General features: G+C 53.7%; 20 protein-coding genes and 1 pseudogene. 17 read left to right on the top strand and 4 right to left on the bottom strand.

The window, feature by feature from the left end:
* Positions 1 to 230: 230 nt before the first annotated feature.
* The 9 genes from A3193_RS10055 (at position 231) to gspC (ending at position 10,761) form a co-directional block, all read left to right on the top strand.
* Positions 231 to 3,005, top strand: a complete 2,775-nt coding sequence (locus A3193_RS10055; protein WP_069006552.1) for a FimV/HubP family polar landmark protein — start codon at positions 231 to 233, stop codon at positions 3,003 to 3,005.
* Between the two features lie 220 nt (positions 3,006 to 3,225).
* Positions 3,226 to 3,978 carry a tRNA pseudouridine(38-40) synthase TruA gene (gene truA, locus A3193_RS10050; RefSeq protein WP_069006553.1) on the top strand — a complete coding sequence of 251 codons (753 nt, stop codon included), beginning with the start codon at positions 3,226 to 3,228 and terminating at the stop codon, positions 3,976 to 3,978.
* Between the two features lie 87 nt (positions 3,979 to 4,065).
* Positions 4,066 to 4,692, top strand: coding sequence for a phosphoribosylanthranilate isomerase (locus A3193_RS10045; protein ID WP_069006554.1), 627 nt, complete (start codon positions 4,066 to 4,068; stop codon positions 4,690 to 4,692).
* A gap of 4 nt (positions 4,693 to 4,696) precedes the next feature.
* The gene (gene trpB, locus A3193_RS10040) at positions 4,697 to 5,893 is read left to right on the top strand and encodes a tryptophan synthase subunit beta (protein ID WP_201258744.1); all 1,197 of its coding nucleotides are present in this window, start codon (positions 4,697 to 4,699) and stop codon (positions 5,891 to 5,893) included.
* Positions 5,890 to 6,705, top strand: a complete 816-nt coding sequence (trpA, locus tag A3193_RS10035; RefSeq protein WP_069006556.1) for a tryptophan synthase subunit alpha — start codon at positions 5,890 to 5,892, stop codon at positions 6,703 to 6,705. Before trpB ends, trpA begins: the two co-directional genes overlap by 4 nt.
* A 21-nt stretch (positions 6,706 to 6,726) precedes the next feature.
* Positions 6,727 to 7,587: an acetyl-CoA carboxylase, carboxyltransferase subunit beta gene (gene accD, locus A3193_RS10030; protein ID WP_069006557.1), complete on the top strand. Its 861-nt coding sequence runs from the start codon at positions 6,727 to 6,729 to the stop codon at positions 7,585 to 7,587.
* A 71-nt stretch (positions 7,588 to 7,658) separates the two neighbouring features.
* Entirely contained in the window at positions 7,659 to 8,933 is a 1,275-nt protein-coding gene (folC, locus tag A3193_RS10025) for a bifunctional tetrahydrofolate synthase/dihydrofolate synthase (RefSeq protein ID WP_069014620.1), read from the top strand.
* 193 nt (positions 8,934 to 9,126) lie between these two features.
* Complete coding sequence (locus A3193_RS10020) at positions 9,127 to 9,714, top strand: SPOR domain-containing protein (protein WP_235614948.1); 588 nt, start codon at positions 9,127 to 9,129, stop codon at positions 9,712 to 9,714.
* 96 nt (positions 9,715 to 9,810) lie between these two features.
* Positions 9,811 to 10,761, top strand: coding sequence for a type II secretion system protein GspC (gene gspC, locus A3193_RS10015; protein ID WP_069006559.1), 951 nt, complete (start codon positions 9,811 to 9,813; stop codon positions 10,759 to 10,761).
* 120 nt (positions 10,762 to 10,881) lie between these two features.
* Here the strand turns inward: gspC and A3193_RS21015 are convergent, their stop codons facing one another.
* The 3 genes and pseudogenes from A3193_RS21015 to A3193_RS10005 form a co-directional block, all read right to left on the bottom strand.
* The gene (locus tag A3193_RS21015; protein WP_305782032.1) at positions 10,882 to 11,142 is read right to left on the bottom strand and encodes a MoaD/ThiS family protein; all 261 of its coding nucleotides are present in this window, start codon (positions 11,140 to 11,142) and stop codon (positions 10,882 to 10,884) included.
* A gap of 30 nt (positions 11,143 to 11,172) precedes the next feature.
* Positions 11,173 to 11,520 (bottom strand): annotated as a pseudogene (locus A3193_RS21010) (gamma-butyrobetaine hydroxylase family protein); the annotation flags it as partial.
* Between the two features lie 131 nt (positions 11,521 to 11,651).
* Positions 11,652 to 12,500: an SDR family oxidoreductase gene (locus A3193_RS10005; RefSeq protein WP_069006561.1), complete on the bottom strand. Its 849-nt coding sequence runs from the start codon at positions 12,498 to 12,500 to the stop codon at positions 11,652 to 11,654.
* A 198-nt stretch (positions 12,501 to 12,698) separates the two neighbouring features.
* Here A3193_RS10005 and pomA point away from each other — a divergent pair, with 198 nt between their 5' ends.
* The 7 genes from pomA to nudB all read left to right on the top strand — a co-directional run bounded on the left by pomA (position 12,699) and on the right by nudB (position 18,517).
* Complete coding sequence (gene pomA / locus A3193_RS10000) at positions 12,699 to 13,457, top strand: flagellar motor protein PomA (RefSeq protein ID WP_069006562.1); 759 nt, start codon at positions 12,699 to 12,701, stop codon at positions 13,455 to 13,457.
* A gap of 2 nt (positions 13,458 to 13,459) precedes the next feature.
* On the top strand, positions 13,460 to 14,326 hold the full coding sequence (gene tssL, locus A3193_RS09995; protein ID WP_069014618.1) for a type VI secretion system protein TssL, long form: 867 nt from the start codon (positions 13,460 to 13,462) through the stop codon (positions 14,324 to 14,326).
* 15 nt (positions 14,327 to 14,341) lie between these two features.
* Entirely contained in the window at positions 14,342 to 14,965 is a 624-nt protein-coding gene (locus tag A3193_RS09990) for a PilZ domain-containing protein (protein ID WP_069014617.1), read from the top strand.
* Positions 14,966 to 15,278: 313 nt separating this feature from the next.
* Positions 15,279 to 15,539, top strand: coding sequence for an FmdB family zinc ribbon protein (locus tag A3193_RS09985; protein WP_069006565.1), 261 nt, complete (start codon positions 15,279 to 15,281; stop codon positions 15,537 to 15,539).
* Between the two features lie 20 nt (positions 15,540 to 15,559).
* Positions 15,560 to 16,186: a DUF502 domain-containing protein gene (locus A3193_RS09980; protein ID WP_069006566.1), complete on the top strand. Its 627-nt coding sequence runs from the start codon at positions 15,560 to 15,562 to the stop codon at positions 16,184 to 16,186.
* A gap of 48 nt (positions 16,187 to 16,234) precedes the next feature.
* Positions 16,235 to 18,022 (top strand): aspartate--tRNA ligase, encoded by a 1,788-nt coding sequence (aspS, locus tag A3193_RS09975; protein ID WP_069014616.1) that lies wholly within the window; start codon positions 16,235 to 16,237, stop codon positions 18,020 to 18,022.
* A 45-nt stretch (positions 18,023 to 18,067) separates the two neighbouring features.
* On the top strand, positions 18,068 to 18,517 hold the full coding sequence (nudB, locus tag A3193_RS09970; RefSeq protein ID WP_069006568.1) for a dihydroneopterin triphosphate diphosphatase: 450 nt from the start codon (positions 18,068 to 18,070) through the stop codon (positions 18,515 to 18,517).
* Positions 18,518 to 18,572: 55 nt separating this feature from the next.
* On the opposite strand, the gene A3193_RS09965 is transcribed toward nudB, so the two are convergent.
* Positions 18,573 to 19,169 (bottom strand): peroxiredoxin family protein, encoded by a 597-nt coding sequence (locus A3193_RS09965; RefSeq protein WP_083218475.1) that lies wholly within the window; start codon positions 19,167 to 19,169, stop codon positions 18,573 to 18,575.
* Between the two features lie 361 nt (positions 19,170 to 19,530).
* On the opposite strand from A3193_RS09965, the gene A3193_RS09960 reads away from it, so the two are divergent.
* The gene (locus tag A3193_RS09960; protein WP_069006569.1) at positions 19,531 to 19,992 is read left to right on the top strand and encodes a hypothetical protein; all 462 of its coding nucleotides are present in this window, start codon (positions 19,531 to 19,533) and stop codon (positions 19,990 to 19,992) included.
* Positions 19,993 to 19,994 lie beyond the last annotated feature (2 nt).

Below are 19,994 nucleotides of genomic sequence, written 5' to 3'. Positions count from 1 at the left end.
AAGACCGATTTCTCACTTTTAGCGGTTATCGCCATCAACATGTACAGTATTGCAATATTTCGTGTGATGATCCTTTAACTTTTGGTAAAAAGATCATTCATAAGCTATAGTTAGCGACTGATTATTAAGTTTATTCTAAAACCGATCGGGGCTGTACGGCGGGCCTCTGACCCACTGTGTCAAGGTGACTTTCATTGACTGGTGGATATGTTTTCTGGCAAGGAGGAAGCATGATTCGTAAGCTGTCTTTGGCAGTGGCTGTTGCAACAGCCTTATCACCATTGGGCGCATTAGCCCTCGGACTGGGTGAAATCCACCCTCAATCGGCACTCAATCAAACCTTCAAGGCCGATATCGATCTGCTTTCCGTTACCCAGGAAGAGTTGCAAGATGTACGTGTCTCGCTGGCTTCACATGAGGCTTTTAAAAAGGCGGGCATGGACAGGCCTTTTCATCTGTCCAGTTTGAAATTCACTCCCCAGCTGACCGCATCGGGTAAACCGGTGATTACGATTACCAGTCGGGATGCGATCAGGGAACCCTTCCTGAATTTCCTGGTGGAAGTCAATTGGCCGAAAGGCAGGCTGGTCAGGGAATTCACCGTACTGCTTGATCCTCCGGTGACTTTGAGCCGTAAGCCGACGCCGGTCGCTGCTCCGGTTGCCAAAGGCTCACCGGTGGTGAGCAAAGTCATGCCGAGTCGCAGGGCGGCTGCACCAGCTACCTCGATGCCGCAGAGCAGCATGAGTTCCACAGGTGGCAGGGAGTACGGGCCGGTACAGCCGAATGACAATCTTTGGAACATCGCCAAGCAGATGCAGGAAAGCGATGAGTCCATTGAACAGGTAATGATGTCATTGCTGGATCATAATCCATCCGCCTTCATCAACAACAATGTGAACAACCTGAAGGTTGGCAAGATACTGCGTCTGCCTGCGGATGCGGAGGTCACTGGACTCTCCAAGCGGGCTGCCCGTGAGGAGTTTCTTGCCCAGACCAGAGAGTGGAAATCGGGCACAAGAGCTGCGGCTCCAAGTCGTCAGGAGAAAGCTGCTGAGGCGCCTGCGCCATCTGCGGCACCGGCTCCAGAGGATCGTCTGAAGCTGGTCTCACCCAAGCCTGGTGCCGGCGAATCGGCCGAGCGGGAAGGTCAGGCTGAATCCGCTGAGATTGAGCAGCTGCAACAAGAGATTATGCTTGTCCGGGAGTCCAATGAAGGGGCCCTGCAGGAGAACAGCGCACTGAAATCCCGTGTTCAGGAACTTGAAAAACAGATCCAGGACATTCAAAGGTTACTGACCCTCAAGAGTGATCAACTTGCCGAGGTGCAGGCTGCACAAACTATGGCGGCTGAAAAGATGCAGGAGATGGAGCCTGCAGCTGAAGCACCCATGGCGGAACAACCTGCTGAAGCAGTGGTACCGGCTGAAGAGATGGCAGCGGAAGAACCGGTGGCTATGACCGAGGCCGAGCCGACTGCACCAATGGAAGAAGCCGCAGAGCCGGTTATTCCAGTACCGGAAGGCACGGTCATCGAAGAGGTCGATATTGAGGCGAAAATTGCTGAACAGCAGGCCAAGGACCAGATGGCGGCGCCACCGGCCGTGTCCGAGCCTCCAGCCGTTGCAAAAGCGCCGGAGAGCAAACCGGCGATGCCGGAGCCCGATTTGGCAGAACCTCCTGTCGCCAAACTGCCCGAAAAGAAAGTCAGCTATTTCGATGGCTTGAAAGAGAACAGTACGATGGTGGCCATCATCGGCGGTGCCGGCGTACTGTTGCTTGGTCTGTTGGCGATGATCATGCGTCGTCGAAAAGAGGCCGAAGCGGAATTTGCCGAAAGCATTCTGGTTTCGCCGGATAGTGATATTGCACCGTCCGGTGTGGACGACAGCAGCTCGCTGACTTCGCCCACGGATGAAACCTCTTTCATGAGTGATTTCTCACCCAGCGATATCGATGCCTTGCAGGATGAGACGGGTGAAGTTGATCCGCTCTCCGAGGCAGATGTCTATATCGCCTATGGGCGTTATCAGCAGGCTGAAGAGCTGATCAATCAGGCGATTGAGAAATATCCTGAACGGGAAGAGTTGAAACACAAACTGCTTGAAATCTACTTTTCGGCGAAGAAGTCAGATGCCTATACCGGCCTTGCTCAGCAGTTGCATGACAATGGCCTGGAAGAGCAGCAGCCCGATGCCTGGTCGAAAATCGCGACCATGGGTAAAGAGCTCAATCCCGGTTATGCTCTGTTTGCCGGTGCTGCAGGACTTGCCGCAGCGGATATGGCTGATGATATGGATGACCTGGGTCTGGATCTGGGCCAGCTGTCAGAAGCGGATGTATCGACACCGGCTGTGGAGGAAGCGCAGGCAGTAGCGGAAGACGTATCCGATGAGCTGGATTCCATGGACCTGAGTGGTCTCGAGAACCTGGATGAGATGGATTCAGAAACCCTCGAAGCCGATCTCTCTCTGGATTCAGAATTCCTGAACAAAATGGACGGTTCCGAGTCTACACCAGCGATGGAGGATTCCGATGCGCTGGATATTGATCTCAGTGATCTCGAAGTCGAGTCAGTGCCTGCCGGGATAGATTCCGCACCGGTCGCCGAGGAGACGAATGAGGACCCACTGCCTTTCGATCTCTCCGACGTCGATGATAGCGAAGTCATCGATGGGATTGATGACCAGGTTGAAATGGAGGATTCAGAGGTGCTGGACAATCTCGATCTCGAAAGTATCGAGCGTGAGTTGGAAGGTATCTCATCCGATCTGGACAACGAGGAGTCCAATGACGGTGATGAGCTGAGCCTGCTGCAGAGCCACAGCGAGAACCTTGATCTGGATTCCACGGATGAGATTACAACCAAGCTCGATCTGGCCCGGGCCTATATTGATATGGGCGACAATGAAGGGGCCAAGAGCATCCTTGAAGAGGTTGTCGGTGAGGGTAGTGAGAATCAGCAGAAAGAGGCGCAGGATCTGTTGAGTAATCTCTCCAGCTGATTGTTATCCACCTCGGACAGACTCTGTCCGAATCGATTAAGGGGCGCACAGAGTGCGCCCTTTGTATTTCAGGAGCTTTCAATTCGAAAATGTATCCACTCGTTTTTTGTTCTATTTACCCGTTAGCCAAAACAACACTGCTGTTGAGGCCAATCGCGGGCAGCCAGATCCGGATTGACAGATGGTCTGCCGAATCTGATAACGGTAGGCAGATCAACCAATGAGAGTGGCATTGGGGGTTGAGTATGACGGTACCGCCTTTCATGGCTGGCAGTTCCAGGGTGACGTGCGCAGTGTTCAGGAATCACTGCAGATCGCGCTCTCTAAAGTTGCTGACCATGAAGTGACGGTACATTGTGCGGGACGGACCGACACCGGTGTTCACGCAACGGGACAGATCGTGCACTTCGATACACCATCAATAAGAACAGAACGCTCCTGGGTGTTAGGCACAAATGTAAACCTGCCTGCGGATGTCAGTGTCTGCTGGGCGAAGCAGATGCCCGAGGAGTTCCATGCCCGGTTCAGTGCAATCGGTAGACACTACCGCTATCTGATTCTCAATCGGACCTACCGTTCCGCATTGTGGCGTGACCGGGCTGTGTGGGTTCATAAACCCCTGGATGAACAGGTGATGCACCGGGCCGCTCAGTACCTGGTCGGTACCCACGATTTTTCATCCTATCGGGCACTCGGATGCCAGGCGAAACACCCGGTCAGGACCATGCACAGTCTGTCGGTCACCCGTCAGGGGGAGATGTTGAGCATCGATGTCCATGCCAACGCCTTTCTGCATCATATGGTGAGAAATATTGCCGGCGTGCTGATCGCCATCGGCAAGGGGGAGCAGTCTGAGAGCTGGGCCGATGAGATCCTGGCCCTTCGTGATCGCACCCTGGGTGGGGTGACAGCACCACCTCAAGGGCTCTGTCTGACGCAGGTGGATTATCCGGAGGAGTTTGCATTGGGCTGATGGCCTTGTCGATGTCATGGGTAAAGCGTGGAAAACCGCTTCTGGTCATAGCGTCGGCTATTCGCTTGCTGTATCTTTCTGCAACCTATGAGAACCAGAATCAAAATTTGTGGAATTACTCGGACTGAGGATGCTCTAACAGCAATCCGCTTCGGTGCGGATGCCATAGGGCTGGTCTTCTATCCTCCCAGCCCCCGCTCGGTCAGCGTTGAACAGGCGCAGCGGATTGTGAAAAGCCTGCCGCCTTTTGTTACAGTTGTCGGTCTGTTCGTGGATGAGGATAGGGCGGTTATCGAACAGATCATGAATCGGGTCCCCCTCGATTTGCTGCAGTTTCACGGTGATGAATCCGCAGCGGATTGTAGCGGCTTCGGCAGGCCGTGGATCAAAGCGATCCGGATGCGCCAGGAGACAGACCTGCTATCCCTGGAACAGCAATATGCGGACGCATCGGGACTGCTCCTGGATACCTATCAGGCCGGTGTGCCTGGTGGAACCGGCAAGACTTTTGACTGGGATCTGGTACCTCAATCCCTGGCAGGGAAAATTATTCTCGCCGGGGGATTGAATAGTGAGAATGTGGCACAGGCCGTAGAGTCACTGCATCCCTATGCAGTTGATGTCAGCGGTGGTGTGGAAGCGGCGAAGGGAATCAAAGATGCAGCAAAGATAGAGGCTTTCATTGCGGGAGTGATGCGTGGTGACAACGACTGAAAAGATGATTGGGAACTATCCTGACGAGCGGGGACATTTCGGACCCTACGGTGGACTGTTTGTCTCCGAAACTTTGATGGATCCCCTGAATGAACTGCGTGAAGCCTATCAGCGCTTCATGCAGGATGACGCCTTTCTCAAGGAGCTGGATGAGGATCTGAAACACTATGTGGGACGACCCTCGCCCATCTACCACGCCAAGCGATGGAGTGAAGAGCTGAATGGCGCTCAGATCTATCTCAAGCGTGAAGATCTGAATCACACCGGGGCACACAAGGTCAACAACACGGTAGGTCAGGCACTGCTGGCCCGGCATATGGGCAAGACCCGGATTATCGCTGAGACCGGAGCGGGGCAACATGGTGTCGCTTCGGCCACGGTCGCAGCACGCCTCGGACTGGAGTGCGTGGTCTACATGGGGGCAGTGGATATCGCCAGACAGGAGGCGAATGTCTATCGGATGCGCCTGCTGGGTGCAGAAGTCAGATCGGTGGAATCCGGCTCCAAAACCCTCAAGGATGCCCTCAATGAAGCAATGCGTGATTGGGTGACCAATGTGGATAACACCTTCTATATCATCGGCACCGTGGCTGGCCCCCATCCCTATCCTGCGATGGTGAGAGATTTTCAGGCGGTGATCGGGCGGGAATCGCGTCGGCAGATGCCGGAACAGGCGGGACGCCAGCCGGATGCTCTGGTTGCCTGCGTTGGTGGAGGATCGAATGCGATCGGTCTGTTCTATCCCTATCTGGATGACCAGGAGGTTGCGATCTACGGCGTCGAGGCGGCAGGCAGCGGCCTGGAAAGCGGTCAGCATGCCGCCCCGCTGTGTGCCGGCAAGCCTGGTGTACTGCACGGTAACAGGACCTATCTGATGGAGGACAAGGATGGCCAGATCGTTGAAACCCATTCGATCTCTGCCGGTTTGGACTATCCGGGTGTCGGCCCCGAACATGCCTGGCTGAAGGATACCGGTCGAGCCAACTATGTGGCGGTAACCGACCAGGAGGCGTTGGCCGCATTTCACGATCTGACCCGTATCGAGGGGATTATTCCGGCCCTCGAATCGAGCCATGCACTGGCCTATGCTGCCAAGCTGGCCCAGACCATGCGGCGTGACCAGATCGTACTGGTGAATCTCTCAGGTCGCGGGGATAAAGACATGCACACCGTAGCAGCACAAGAGGGACTGAAGATATGAGCATGCTCAAGGAGAAGTTTGCCCAGCTTCGGCAGCAGCAGAAAACCGCACTGGTTCCCTTTATCACCGCCGGTGATCCACTGCCTGAGATCACCGTCGATCTGATGCAGGATCTGGTTGCCGGGGGTGCAGACATGATTGAGCTGGGTATCCCGTTTTCCGATCCGATGGCCGATGGTCCGGTAATTCAGCGGGCAAGTGAGCGGGCACTGGAGTATCATGTCAGTCTCAGAGATGTGCTGGAAATGGTCAGTCGTTTCAGGCAGATGGATCGTGAGACACCGGTAATCCTGATGGGTTATCTGAATCCGATCGAAATCATGGGCTACCAGATTTTTGCCGAACAGGCAGCTGAAGCGGGTGTGGATGGTGTGCTGGTGGTCGACCTGCCACCTGAAGAGGGTCAGGAGTTCCAACAGACACTGCAACAGCATGGTCTGGATCAGATCTATCTGGTGGCGCCCACCAGTACAGCGTCTCGTATTGAGCGGATCTGTGAACTCTCCGGAGGCTTCGTCTACTATGTCTCTGTGAAAGGGGTTACCGGTGCCAGCCATCTCGATATAAAGAGTTTGGATGAAAAACTTAAGCAGATTCGTGAAAATACCGATCTGCCGGTAGGCGTGGGTTTCGGAATCAAGGATGCTGAGACGGCTGCGGCGGTCTCCCAGGTGGCCGACGCTGTGGTGGTGGGCAGTGCGCTGGTATCCCGGGTTGAGGCACTGGCCGATCAACCGGAAAAGATCGGTGCTGCGTTGCGGGAACTGCTCTCAAACATGAGGCAGGCGATGGACAACGCTGTACATAAATAACGATAAAGGTTAACTACATCTATGAGTTGGTTCGAAAAACTGATGCCAAGCCGGATCCGTACGGATGCCGGCCATAAACGAGCAGTCCCTGAGGGATTGTGGGCCAAGTGCCCCGGTTGCAGTGCAATTCTCTACCGGGCGGAGATGGAAAGAAATCTGGATGTTTGTCCGAAATGCCATTACCACAACCGAATCGGCGCCAGACGGCGGATTGAGACCTTTCTCGATCCTGAACCTCAGGAGGAGATCGGTGCCAATCTCGAGTCTGTCGATCCGCTGAAATTCAAAGACAGTAAGAAATATAAAGAACGCCTGACCCAGGCACAGAAAGGATCGGGCGAGAAGGATGCTCTGGTCGCGATGCGGGGTCAGCTGAAAGGGATGGATATCATCGTTGCCTCCTTCGAATTCAGTTTCATGGGCGGATCCATGGGATCGGTGGTCGGTGAACGATTTGTTCGGGCCGTCAACATGTCGCTGGAGCGCCATACCCCTCTGGTCTGTTTCTCCGCCTCCGGTGGAGCACGCATGCAGGAGTCCCTGTTCTCTCTGATGCAGATGGCCAAGACCAGTGCAGCACTGGAACGTCTGCAGAAGCGTGGTTTGCCCTTCATCTCTGTGATGACTGATCCAACCATGGGTGGTGTTTCAGCCAGTCTGGCGATGCTGGGCGATATCAATGTCGCGGAGCCCAATGCACTGATCGGTTTCGCAGGGCCCAGAGTCATCGAGCAGACGGTGCGTGAGAAGTTGCCGGAAGGCTTTCAACGCAGTGAGTTTCTACTCGAACACGGCGCCATCGATATGATTATCGATCGACGTGATATGCGTGATCGTATCTCAGACCTGATCAGCATTCTGATGAGTAAACCCCGGGCCTGACCGGCTGGTATGTCACTTATCTGCAGTGGTGGGTTGGATCTACCGCTTTGATCCACTTGCGATAATCAGTAATGCGCTTCAACTCCCTCGAGCAGTGGCTCGACTGGCAAACAACCTTGCACCCCAAGGAGATAGAACTCGGCTTGGAACGGGTAGCCAGTGTCTGGCGACGTCTCAAACCCGCAGGCCTGCAGTCACTGGTGGTGACCATCGCGGGCACCAACGGCAAGGGTTCCAGCGTGGCCATACTGGAGAGTATCTACCGCCAGGGTGGCTACCGTGTAGGAGCCTATACCTCTCCACACCTGATGCGATACAACGAACGTATCCGGATTGACGGTCGGGAGGTGAGTGACGAAGCGCTCTGCCTGGCTTTTGAGCAGGTCGATCAGGCCCGTGGTGAGACGGCTTTGACCTACTTCGAATTTGCCACCCTGGCTGCACTGAAGATCTTTGCAGAGCAAACGCTGGATCTGGTGATTCTGGAGGTCGGCCTGGGGGGCAGGCTGGATGCGGTGAATATCATTGATGCCGATCTGGCGCTGATCACCACGGTGGATCTGGACCATACCGATTGGCTTGGCAACAGCCGGGAGGAGATCGGGCTGGAGAAGGCCGGTATCATGCGTCCGAAACAGCCGGTTGTCGTCGGCGAGAACGAGACTCCGCAGAGTGTGTTGGGATACGCAAAGCAGATTGGTGCCGAGCTCTACCTTGCCGGCCGGGATTTCAATGCCAGTCAGTCAGATGATCGCCTTCAATGGCAGAGATCAGGGCGTGAGCCGTTGACACTGCCTCAGGCTCGTCTGACAGGTCAGGGACAGTTACACAATACCAGTGCCGTCGTGATGGTCAGCAGCCTGCTTCAATCCAGGCTGCCGCTGGATCAGGATCAGCTCTCAGAAGGTCTCAGGCAGGTCTCACTACAAGGGCGTACACAGTTGATCGAGGGACAGCCCAGCCTGTTGCTGGATGTGGCACACAACGCCCAGGCCGTGGCTTCATTGAGGCGCTATCTCGATCGTCTGGATTGGCCGGCTGAGGTCTATGCGCTGTTCGGCTTGCTGAAGGACAAGGATACCGAGGCCATTGTAGAGTGCCTCCATTCCGCCATATCCGGTTGGTATCTTGTTGATCTGCCCGGGGCGAGGGGACAATCGGCTGAGCAATTGGCCAGGGTAGTCCGGCAGCGTGGGGAGAAGGTACCTGTGCACTGTTATTCGGACTTTTCAAGTGCATACGAATCCATTCAGGGCACTGCCAAGGGAGAAGATCTGATCGTGATATTCGGCTCCTTCCTGGTTGTCGGCGATGCCCTGGATGTTATTGATCCAAAAACAGAATAGCTCGCTTGACCTTGCCTGACAGAATGCTCATCAACCCGGCATGAGGTCGCATAAGGGAACTGATATACTTGCATAACGATGGATGTTGAAGCATATATCAACTGGCGACCGATCATATGTCTGAGCGGACACCTGTTCCGAGTTTGAAGCCACAGTTATGAGTATTAACAGGTCCTAGAGGAATAAAGAAGATATGGCTCTGGAGGAGAGACTGAAACAGCGGATGCTGGGTGGCGCCGTGCTGGTAGCACTGGTGGTCATTTTTGTACCGATGTTGATCGAGGAACCGGTTGAGCAAAGGGATAAATCCACCCATGCCATACCGATCAAGCCTCAATCCCGGCAAGATCAACCGGTTGCCAGCCAACCCCCTGAAAAACCAGAGCAGAAAATGGTGGTGAAGCCACCGGCACCGAAAGCGGCGGCTGAAGCAGTCTCAAAACCCGAGCCCGAGCCGAAAGCAAAACCGGTTGTCAGCAAAAAACCGGTCGAAAAGAGTGTGCCAAAACAGAGTGGGAAGGGAGATAAACCACGTCCTTCTCCTACGGCGTGGATAATCCAGGTGGCCAGTCTGACGAATGAAAGCAACGCAAATAAACTGGTGCAAAGATTACGAAAAGCGCAGCTGCCAGCACAAATGGCGCCGGTTAAACTGAACGGAAAGCCACACTATCGTGTCAGAGTAGGTCCTGAGGTGGATCACAGACTTGCTGAAAAGATGCTTGCTAAGATTAAGAGAGAATTTAAACTGAATCCGAAACTGATGCGCTACCCTGAATAGGGGAGGTTGGCCAGAGGTTCTAGGGCCTATTGGATTAGTACTAACAGGCCCTAGGCTGATTGGATTAGCGGTAACAGGCTCGAGTGGATAATTGAGATGAATTTTGCAACACGTGCACAATCCTATCTGGATGGATGGGTAGGCGATAAGAGTACCCCCAAATGGTTGGAGGGCTTCGTCAGCAATCAGTTGCCCATAGTTGTTGCCATACTCTTGATCCTGCTGATCAGCTGGCGCGCGGCTGATCTTACCTGGGGTCTGATACCCGTACCGGATGTGCCTTATCACCGTGCTCCCACAGAGACCCAGCAAACCGCCTCCGTCAATTCATCAGCAAGCAGTGATACACGACTCTCAAAGGTCTCGGATCTGCATCTGTTCGGTAAAGCCGGAGCCGTTAAAAAGCCGAAGAAAGTCGATAAAAAAGCACCGGAAACCCGCTTGAATCTGACCTTGCATGGGGTTTTCGTTGCGGATCTGCCGGAAAACGGTGCAGCCATCATCGCCAAGGGCTCAGACCAGAAATATCACAAAGTGGGCAGTGCAATCATGTCCGGTGTCACGCTTCAGGCGGTCTATACAGACCGGGTAGTGCTGTTGAGAAAGGGACAATCTGAAGTGCTGCGTTTCCCCAAGTTGAAAAACAACAGCGCTCCCAGTCAACGAAGGTCCGGGAAATCCGCAAAAAGAACGGTCAAGTCCACAGACAATTTTGGTCCAGGTCCGGTATCCCGTAATCCCAATCTGAGTAAATATCGGGATATGTTGAAGCAGGAGCCATTGAAGGTCTTTGAGTATGTCAGGTTTGTGCCGGTGAAATCACGAGACGGCATGAAAGGCTATCGAATCCTGCCACAGAAGAACCGGGAGCTCTACAATCAGCTTGGGGTGAGACCTTCGGACCTGGTTACCGCAGTGAATGGGGTGCCATTGACCAATGACAAAGAGGCCATGAAACTGATGGACCAGCTGAAAGATGCCTCGAACCTCCAAGTGGATATCATCCGTAACGGTCAAAGCCGCACCTTGAGTTTCGATCTGAATTAGTTGTTTTTCGACTGATAAGGCTGCAAAGCACCGTAAAGTGACGCCAATAAGTCATTTGTGTGTTTGCGGTGCTTTGCCCATTCGCGGCTTGTATTGAAGATTATTCCGCTGCGATCGTGGTCAGATATCGGCTGTCGCCGGAGGCGTAGGCTGGTTGGGCACCAGGGCCACTTCGTCACCATGATCCAGGTGAGTGAACAATTCGGCGAACTGTTTATTTACAATCGGGCGGAGCAACGCCTCGTCAAATACAGGCGCAATTTCAGGTCGACGCATGCTCAAAAGCTTCAGCAATTCGGCAATGGTTGTGACCGACTGAGGCAGCTCTATCTCCTCGGACTGTTTCCCGGTTTTGTTAGCCAGCCAGGCGAAGTAGAAGATTTTTATTGATCGATTCTGATGTTCACTCGCTTGGCGTTGATAACCCAGCGTGTCGAGCTTTGTCAGGTAATTGTGCCAGTTTTCCTGATAGTTGCTGCCGAGCTGATAGAGGGTCTCCCAGGAGTAGATCCCGGTGTCATGTCCATCATCGAATACCAGACGGACAGCATAATGGCCCTGGGGCTCGATTCTGTCGATATTCACATGCTCCTTGCCGGTGATCGGGGTGTCGCTCGCCTTGACCTCTGCCGCTGAGGAAAAAACTCTCAGATATTCACAAGGAAGTTCGAAATTACGGCCATCGGAGAAGCTCAGCAACAGCAGCCGTCTCTTGCGGTGCAAGTTGATTTCGACAGGTATCGGGCCCTCAGTTGTCATAACGATCCGCCAGGGGTTTGCTCAAGGGTCAGGGATCATGTCATACAATGGTTTGCTGCTTCAACTTGCCCCTGGCAACTATTCATCCGCCAGCAAAACAGCTCGGTCCTTTTCTGCCTGAAAAAGCTGTCTCAGCGTTTGCCGCTAGCGGATACCTTGAGCAGCACCCGGTCCATGCCCCGACTGGTCAGGACTCGTCGCAGCATGCCAAACAGGTAGGTAGGGAAAGTGACCGGATAGCGGACTTTGGGTTTTGGGCTTTCAAGGGCATGGATGACTTTTTTCAAAACGGCCTCAGCCGGCAGAGTGAATGGGGTCGCGGCTCCCTGTTTGCGAAGTCGCTGCAGCATCGATTGGTAATATACCCTGTGCGCCGATCGCTCCGGGTCGATGTTTTTCTGCCACATCGCCAGGGCATTGTCGCGGAACCGGCTCTCAATGGGACCCGGTTCAATGAGTGATACTTTGATGCCCGATTCCGCCAACTCCATGCGCAGGGTGTCTGTCAGTCCCTCCAGAGCATATTTGCTGGCCACATAGGCGCCCCGGTATGGCAAGGTCATGAAGCCGAGAATCGAGCTGTTCTGAATGATGCGTCCTGTCTGCTGTGCTCTCATCACCGGGATTACCCGGCAGGTCAGGTCGTGCCAGCCAAAAAAGTTGGTCTCGAACTGTTCACGCAATACCGCAACGCTCAGGTCCTCTACTGCACCAACCTGGCCGTAGGCACCATTATTAAACAGTGCATAGAGTGTTCCGCCGGTATCTTCCAGCACCTGTTCCATGGTATTCGCGATACTCGCACTCTCCGTCAGATCAAGTCTGTATGACTTGAAACCCTGTTGCTGAAGCATGCTGACGTCTTCCGCCTTGCGTGCGCTGGTATATACCGCGTAGCCACGCTCCTTCAAGCCTCTGGCGACACACAGACCGATGCCGCTGGAGCAGCCGGTAATCAGTATGCTTTTGTTATCTGTCATTGTTATGACCGACCTTTCTTTGTGGTTAATTGACTGGGCAAAAAACAAGCCTGTCAGACTCAATCAGGAATTAAAGTTTGTCTTAATCTGACCGCTAAACCAAACAGATTAAATGTTCAGAGGCAAATCTCAACAACCGAGCTTGAAATTTGTTCTCAATGGACAGAATAACGGCAACGGAGTTTCGGAGAAAACTAGGTGGACATTGCGACACTGGTTGGTCTATTAGGTGGTTTCGGCATTATCATCGGGGCGATCGCTTCAGGTGGCGATGTCATGCTGTTTGTCAATGTTCCCTCGCTACTGATCGTTGTGGGTGGCACCTTCATGGTGACGCTCATGCAGGTGTCACTCGGTGACTTCCTGGGATCATTCAGCATCGGTATGAAGGCCTTTTTCTACAAGACCGATGATCCCAAAAAACTCATCGAGGAAGCGGTTGAGCTGGCGGACATCGCCAGAAAGAACGGTCTGCTGGCGTTGGAGGGGCAGGAGATATCCAACGGTTTTCTCAAACAGGGAATCGGACTCTGTGTGGATGGTCACGATCCAGTGCTGGTCAATAAGTTACTCACCAAGGATATTGATCTGACCATTCAACGCCATGAGGTGGGTCAGACCATGTTCAAAAACATGGCCACCATGGCACCGGCCATGGGCATGATCGGAACACTGGTGGGTTTGGTGCAGATGTTGGCGAACATGTCTGATCCGGCGAGTATCGGTCCTGCCATGGCGGTGGCTCTTTTGACTACCCTCTATGGCGCAGTAATCGCGAATGCCTTCGCGACACCGATGTCGGAAAAACTGGCCAGAGCCAGCTCCATGGAGAAGACCAACAAGTCGTTGATCATTGAAACCATCGCAGGTATTCAGGAGGGGATGAATCCAAGGGTACTGGAGCAGCTTCTGAGTACCTATCTGCCCACCGGTAAGCGTCCTGTACAGGAAGGCTGAGGATGGCTGACGAGTGCCCCAAATGTCCTGAAGGGCTACCCCCTTGGCTGGCGACATTTGCCGATCTGATGTCACTGCTGATGTGCTTCTTCGTGCTGCTGCTCTCGTTTGCCGAGGTGGATGCGCAACGCTTCAAGAAGATGGCGGAATCGATGAAGGATGCCTTTGGCGTACAGCGGGAGATTCCTGCCGTGGAGATCGTCAAGGGCACCAGCGTGATCATGCAGGAGTTCAGTCCCGGTAAACCGGAACCCTCACCGATCGAAGACATTCGACAGATTACCAGTGATCTGGAACAGGAGTTTCTTGACCGGGAATCGAAGGATGCTACCGATGTGGATGAAGCCAAGGCGGCGATGCAGGCAGAGCTGGAGCGAGAGGTGCAGGCTCAGGCCGAAGAGCTGCAGGAGATGCTTGAGTCTGAGATCAGTGACGGGCTGATCGATGTGGAGACAGAGTCGACCAACATCATCATCCGTATTCAGGAGAAGGGTTCATTCCCCTCAGGCAGAGCCAACCTGAATCCGGAATTCTTTGAAGTCATCTCAAAAATCACTGAAGTGATCGCCACAACACCGGGTAAGATCATTGTCGCCGGGCATACCGACAATATTCCGATTTCCACCAGGCGGTTCCGCTCCAACTGGGAGCTGTCCTCAGCCCGCGCCGTGACGGTGGTGCACGCCATGTTGAGCAATGCCTCCATTGAAGAGGAGCGTTTTCTAATCCAGGGCTATGCAGATTCCCAGCCACTGGTGGACAATGACACCTCTGAAAATCGGGCTCAGAACAGACGGGTTGAGCTGGTGATCAGGCGTGGTGAGGATGTTGAACTCGATCCTGAACCGACCGAAATCCCTGAGGAATAAATAGGAGCCAGACCGATGTCTATCGATGATCAGGAAAAAACCCAGGATGAACGCAGGGAGTTTTTCCGTATAGACGATTCGATCCGAGTGAGTTACCGGGTGATCCCGGTGGCCGATATACCGACCAGCATTGACGAACAGCTGAGAGCAGGGGAGCGGTTTACTGTCATGACACGCCTGCAGGAGATCAGTCAGCACCTCTCCGCCTCAATGCATCGTATCGAACAGCGGGATACCGATATCGCCGACTACCTGAAAGCGCTGGATGAAAAGATCAATCTGCTGGGTCGCAGTTTCCTGACAGAAGCCCGGGAGCTGCTCGATCAGCCCTCACGGCAGGTTAATCTGAGTGCCGGTGGCTTGGCAATGGATATCACCGAAGCGGTTGAAGTCGGGTCCAAAGTGGAAGTCAAGATGCTGTTGCTGCCCTCATTTTCCGGCCTGCTGGCGTATGGAGAAGTGGTTGGAACAGAGCCCTCTGAGGGGGAAGATGAAGGCTACCCCTACCATGTGCGGATCAATTTCACCATGATTCGGGGTTCGGATCAGGATGCGCTGATCAGACACATAACCCGTCGACAGGGTGAGATGCTGAGGCACCGCCGCGAGATGAAAGAGCTGGAAGAGGACGGTACCTGAAGGGTATTTCAGTGCGAATGAGCGCGAATTACCTAAAATTCGCGCGAATTTGATCCAACATTAATTCCAATCTTTTTCCGGCTTAAAAGCACTCAACGAGATACAAACCAGACTCTGATTCATCTGTTCAACGGCATTTTTCGGTGCTTGGCGTCTAATTGCGGTAAACACTCTCTTCGAATTTCCATGGTCAGGCTTAGAATTTAAATAGCCTTGAATATTAGTCTGTCGTTCCCAATATGGTAGGATTCAGCAATTCCAGGTGACTGAGCCCGATTCAGTCGTCGAAGCCGAATATTGAGGAAGCACGAAAATGCCAATTTATGAGTATCGTTGCCAGGCCTGTGACCATGAGTTGGAGGCGATGCAGAAGATGAGCGATGAGCCCCTGACCGAATGCCCTGAATGCAACCAGGAGAGTCTCAAAAAGCTGATCTCAGCTGCCGGATTCCGTCTCAAGGGCAGTGGCTGGTATGAGACGGATTTCAAGAGCGGCACTAAGAAAAATGTCCACGATAGTGGTAAATCAGCAGGTAAATCAAAGGGCTGTAGCGGCGGCTCTTGCGGCTGTTAAGACAGCTTTTGGATCTCTGAATGACATACTTACGTCGTTACCTGGTAGCGGGTCTGCTGGTCTGGTTACCGCTTGGGGCGAGCTATTTGGTGGTCAGTCTGCTGGTGGATTGGATGGACCGCAGCCTGCTGCTGCTTCCACAAGCCTACCGCCCGGAGAGTCTGCTGGGATTTCACATCCCGGGTCTGGGCGTCGTGCTCTCTCTGGTGATACTGTTCGTTACCGGCCTGGTGGCGGCAAATCTGTTCGGCCGACGTCTGGTGAAACTGTGGGAGGCGATGGTATCCCGTATTCCACTGGTCAGATCCGTCTATTCGGCAGTCAAACAGCTGGTGGAGACGATGTTTGCCGACAACGGCAGGTCGTTTCGGAAAGTTGTGCTGGTGGAGTTTCCCCGCCGGGGGCTCTGGACCCTGGCCTTCCTCACCAATGAGGAGAGTGGTCCGATCCAGGAGGCGCTCGGGCGCGAACTGGTCAGTGTCTACATTCCCACTACACCCAACCCCACAGGGGGCTATTTCGTGCTTCTACCCAAGGAGGAAGTACGGGAGTTGGAGATGAGTGTGGATGACGGATTGAAAATGTTGCTCTCGATGGGAGCGGTAAACTCAACCTCCGGGCTTGCAGAGGCGCAAGCCAAGCCGTAACATTCCCGCTTTTTAGCCGTTCCAGCGAAATCTCACAGGATAATACCCATGCGCAGTCATTATTGTGGACAAATCAATAGCTCCCATATCGACCAGGAAGTTGAAATTTGTGGATGGGTGCATCGCCGTCGTGATCATGGTGGTGTGATTTTCATCGATCTGCGAGATCGTGAAGGTCTGGTGCAGGTGGTTTATGATCCGGATCTGCCGGAGATTTTCTCAATCGCCGAGCAGGTGCGTAATGAGTTTGTGCTGCGTGTGAAAGGGCGGGTCAGAGCCCGACCCGAAGGTACCGTCAACAAGGATCTGCCCACTGGCGAGATCGAGATTCTCGGTCTTGAGCTGGAAGTGCTGAACCGTTCCGATACGCCCCCATTTCAACTCGATGAGCATGAGAAGGCTTCGGAAGAGATTCGCCTGCGCTATCGCTATATCGATCTGCGTCGTCCGGAAATGCTGGAGAAGATCCGTGTCCGTGCTCAGGTGACCAAATCCCTGCGTCGTTTTCTCGAAGATCAGGGTTTTATGGACATCGAGACACCGATGCTGACCAAAGCTACCCCGGAAGGGGCAAGGGACTACCTGGTGCCGAGCCGTACCCATCCAGGCGAGTTTTTTGCCCTGCCTCAATCACCACAGTTGTTCAAACAGCTGTTGATGATGTCCGGTATGGACCGCTACTACCAGATTGTGCGCTGTTTCCGCGATGAGGATCTGCGCGCCGACCGGCAGCCTGAATTCACGCAGCTCGATATCGAGACCTCCTTCATGAGTGAGGATGAGATTTTACAGCTCAATGAGGAGATGATTCGCCAGCTCTATAAAGAGGTTCTGGATGTCGACCTGCCGAATCCATTTCCACGCATGACCTATGATGAGGCGATCTCCCGGTTTGGTTCCGACCGTCCTGATCTGCGGGTTCCTCTGGAACTTGTCGACCTGGGTGATCTGATGCAATCGGTGGAGTTCAAGGTCTTTTCCAGTCCTGCCAAGGATGCCAAAGGCCGGGTTGCGGCCATGATGGTGCCAGGTGGTAGTTCACTGAGCCGTAAACAGATCGATGAATATACCAAGTATGTGGCGATCTACGGTGCCAAAGGGCTGGCTTATATAAAAGTCAATGAGCTGGCCAAGGGCATTGAAGGCCTGCAGTCCCCGATTCTCAAATTCCTGCCGGACGAGGTGGTGAATGCGATCCTTGAGCGTACCGCAGCCAAGGATGGGGATCTGATCTTCTTCGGTGCCGACAAGGCCCATGTGGTCAATGAGGCGCTTGGTGCCCTGCGTGTCAAGGTAGGCCAGGATATGGAGCTGATGCAGGGCGATTGGCGCCCGCTGTGGGTTGTCGACTTCCCGATGTTCGAACGGGATGAGCAAAACGACCGCTGGACTCCGCTGCACCATCCTTTCACCTCCCCTAAACTGGATCAGCTGGAGCTGCTCGAGAGTGATCCAGGCGCCTGTAAATCCCGTGCCTATGACATGGTGATGAATGGTGTTGAGCTGGGTGGTGGTTCGATTCGTATTCACCAGCAGGATGTACAGCAGAAGATCTTCCAACTGTTGGAGATCAGCGATGAAGAGGCCGAGGAGAAGTTCGGTTTTCTGCTCAGCGCTCTGAAATTCGGCTGCCCGCCCCATGGGGGATTGGCGTTCGGTCTCGATCGTCTGGTGATGCTGCTGACCGGTTCATCCTCAATTCGCGAGGTAATGGCTTTTCCAAAAACCCAGACCGCTGCCTGCATGCTCACCTCAGCGCCATCGGAAGTGGCGCCGGATCAGTTGCGGGAGCTCTCCATACGGGTACGTAAACCAGCAGCTGAAGAGGGGGCTTGATTGCCGCTGACAGCTGCTATCAGCACCAGATGATCAGATAGAGATATGGCTGGCAGAGACTATAAGCGACCAGAGTCTGTGCTGGTGGTGGTCTATACCCTGGCTGGTCAGGTATTGATCATGCGCCGGGTCCGGCCGAAGCACTTCTGGCAATCGGTCACCGGCAGTCTGGAGTGGGGCGAGTCAGCTGCACAGGCGGCCCGACGGGAGCTCTATGAGGAGACCGGAATCATGGCCGGGAGTCGATTGATCGATCTGCACCAGCAGATCAGCTTTCCCATTCTTCCCGCCTGGCGTGCCCGATACGCCCGGACAGCCCATTGCAACAAAGAGCACTGGTTTGCTTTGCAACTCGCCACTCGCCGAATCCCAAAGCTGCGAGCGGATGAACACAGAGAATATCGTTGGGTCTCTTCGGACCAGGCCCTGCGGCTGGCCAGCTCATGGACCAATCGTAAGGCGATCCGCTATCTGCTGAGAAGCTGTTCTTGCTGACTCTTTGTCAATTCGCTGCCCTAGCAGGTTGATTGACCTCCTACATTGCTAACGCTCAAGTCAGAATCTTTTGCAGTTGAGGAATGAACTCGTCGGGTTCGATATGGAAATGGTTGAACACCACCTTGCCTGAGGGATCGATGATCACCACCCACGGTGTTCCCCCGGTACGGTAGTCCCGCATGGTCCGGGGATAGGTGTTTGTCTGCGGATCACCCGGATCATGCCCCATCATGATCGGTAGTTCATAGCGCAGTTGCAGTTCCCGCAGATGCTCTTTGGTATTACTACTGTAGCCTTCGAAAACGGTTTGAACGGCGAGTACCTCAACCCGATGATCACCAACAAAAGCGTCGGCAACCCGTTTCAGGGCCGGGAATCCGTACTCATGACAGCCTGGGCACCAGTTCTGAAAACATTTCAGATAGACCCACTTGCCGGATAACTGCTGCTGCTTGAAGTCGCTGGGCCGACCCTGCGCATCGATCCAGTAGTCCACCTGCAGCGGCGGTGCCAGCCTGCCTTTGATGCCATATCTTTTATTATCGTCGTCGCCCATTACCTGGGGAGTGTAGCCCAGCGGCAGCAGCACCAGTGGAGCCAGGGGTGTATTGATTATGAAATCTCTACGTGACAGGTTTCGCTTTCCCATGAAGTCTCTCCTGATCGGAAATTCAATGGTTTGAGGGCCTGAGCCCGGCGGTTTAGCTCGAACAATCCGGCACCGATAGGGCTACTGCAGCTGAGTATCTCTATCACTCTACTCCTGAGATTGGGATTTGGATTCACCCGGCTGAGAAATATCTACCTGGGAGTGTCCAGTTTCAGAAGGTGTTTCGCCATTTGCAATAGGTGAATGGAAGCCGGCATTGAGCTCGATTCCCGGCATATGGCGAAAAACAGACTAGACTAATTTAACTACGAACTCTTAGTGTCTGCTGACAAGCCAAAATCTAAGAAATCTGTAGGTTGGTTGTTTAATACAGCCGGAGTCGATCAATTGAGGCTGGAGTATGAAAAAGAAAGAAAAAAAAATGAAAAAGAGCGGCAAGGAGCAGCTCAGCAAAAAGAATAAAACCATTGGCAAACAGGTCAAGCAGAAGAGCGCAAAAGTCACTGAACTGAAGCGCAGGATCGAGATGCTCGAGGCGGTGGTTGAAAAACGTGAACGAACCATAGCCAAACTGAAAACCAAGCTGGATGAATCAGAAAGCCATAAAGAGAAAAAGCGTAGAAAGCGGAAGTCTCCCGGTGGTGCAGCAAAACTGCTCAGGTCGCAGCGCTCATCACGGGTTGGATTGAATCAACGGGATGCCTGGCGGCGGCATGGCTATCTGCGCAGCCGTTATGAGTACTACCTGGAGCAGAACGAGGAGAAGACTGTGGCAAGACAACATGCAGGAGAGGATCTGGTTGAAAAGTTCGGTGAAGAGGCGGGCTATACCGAGTTACAACTGGAACAGATACTCTCCTGATA

Source organism: Candidatus Thiodiazotropha endoloripes (assembly GCF_001708965.1).
Classification (GTDB): domain Bacteria; phylum Pseudomonadota; class Gammaproteobacteria; order Chromatiales; family Chromatiaceae; genus Thiodiazotropha; species Thiodiazotropha endoloripes.
Note: the sequence above shows the minus strand (reverse complement) of the source record. Positions and strands in the feature narration are given on the sequence as shown.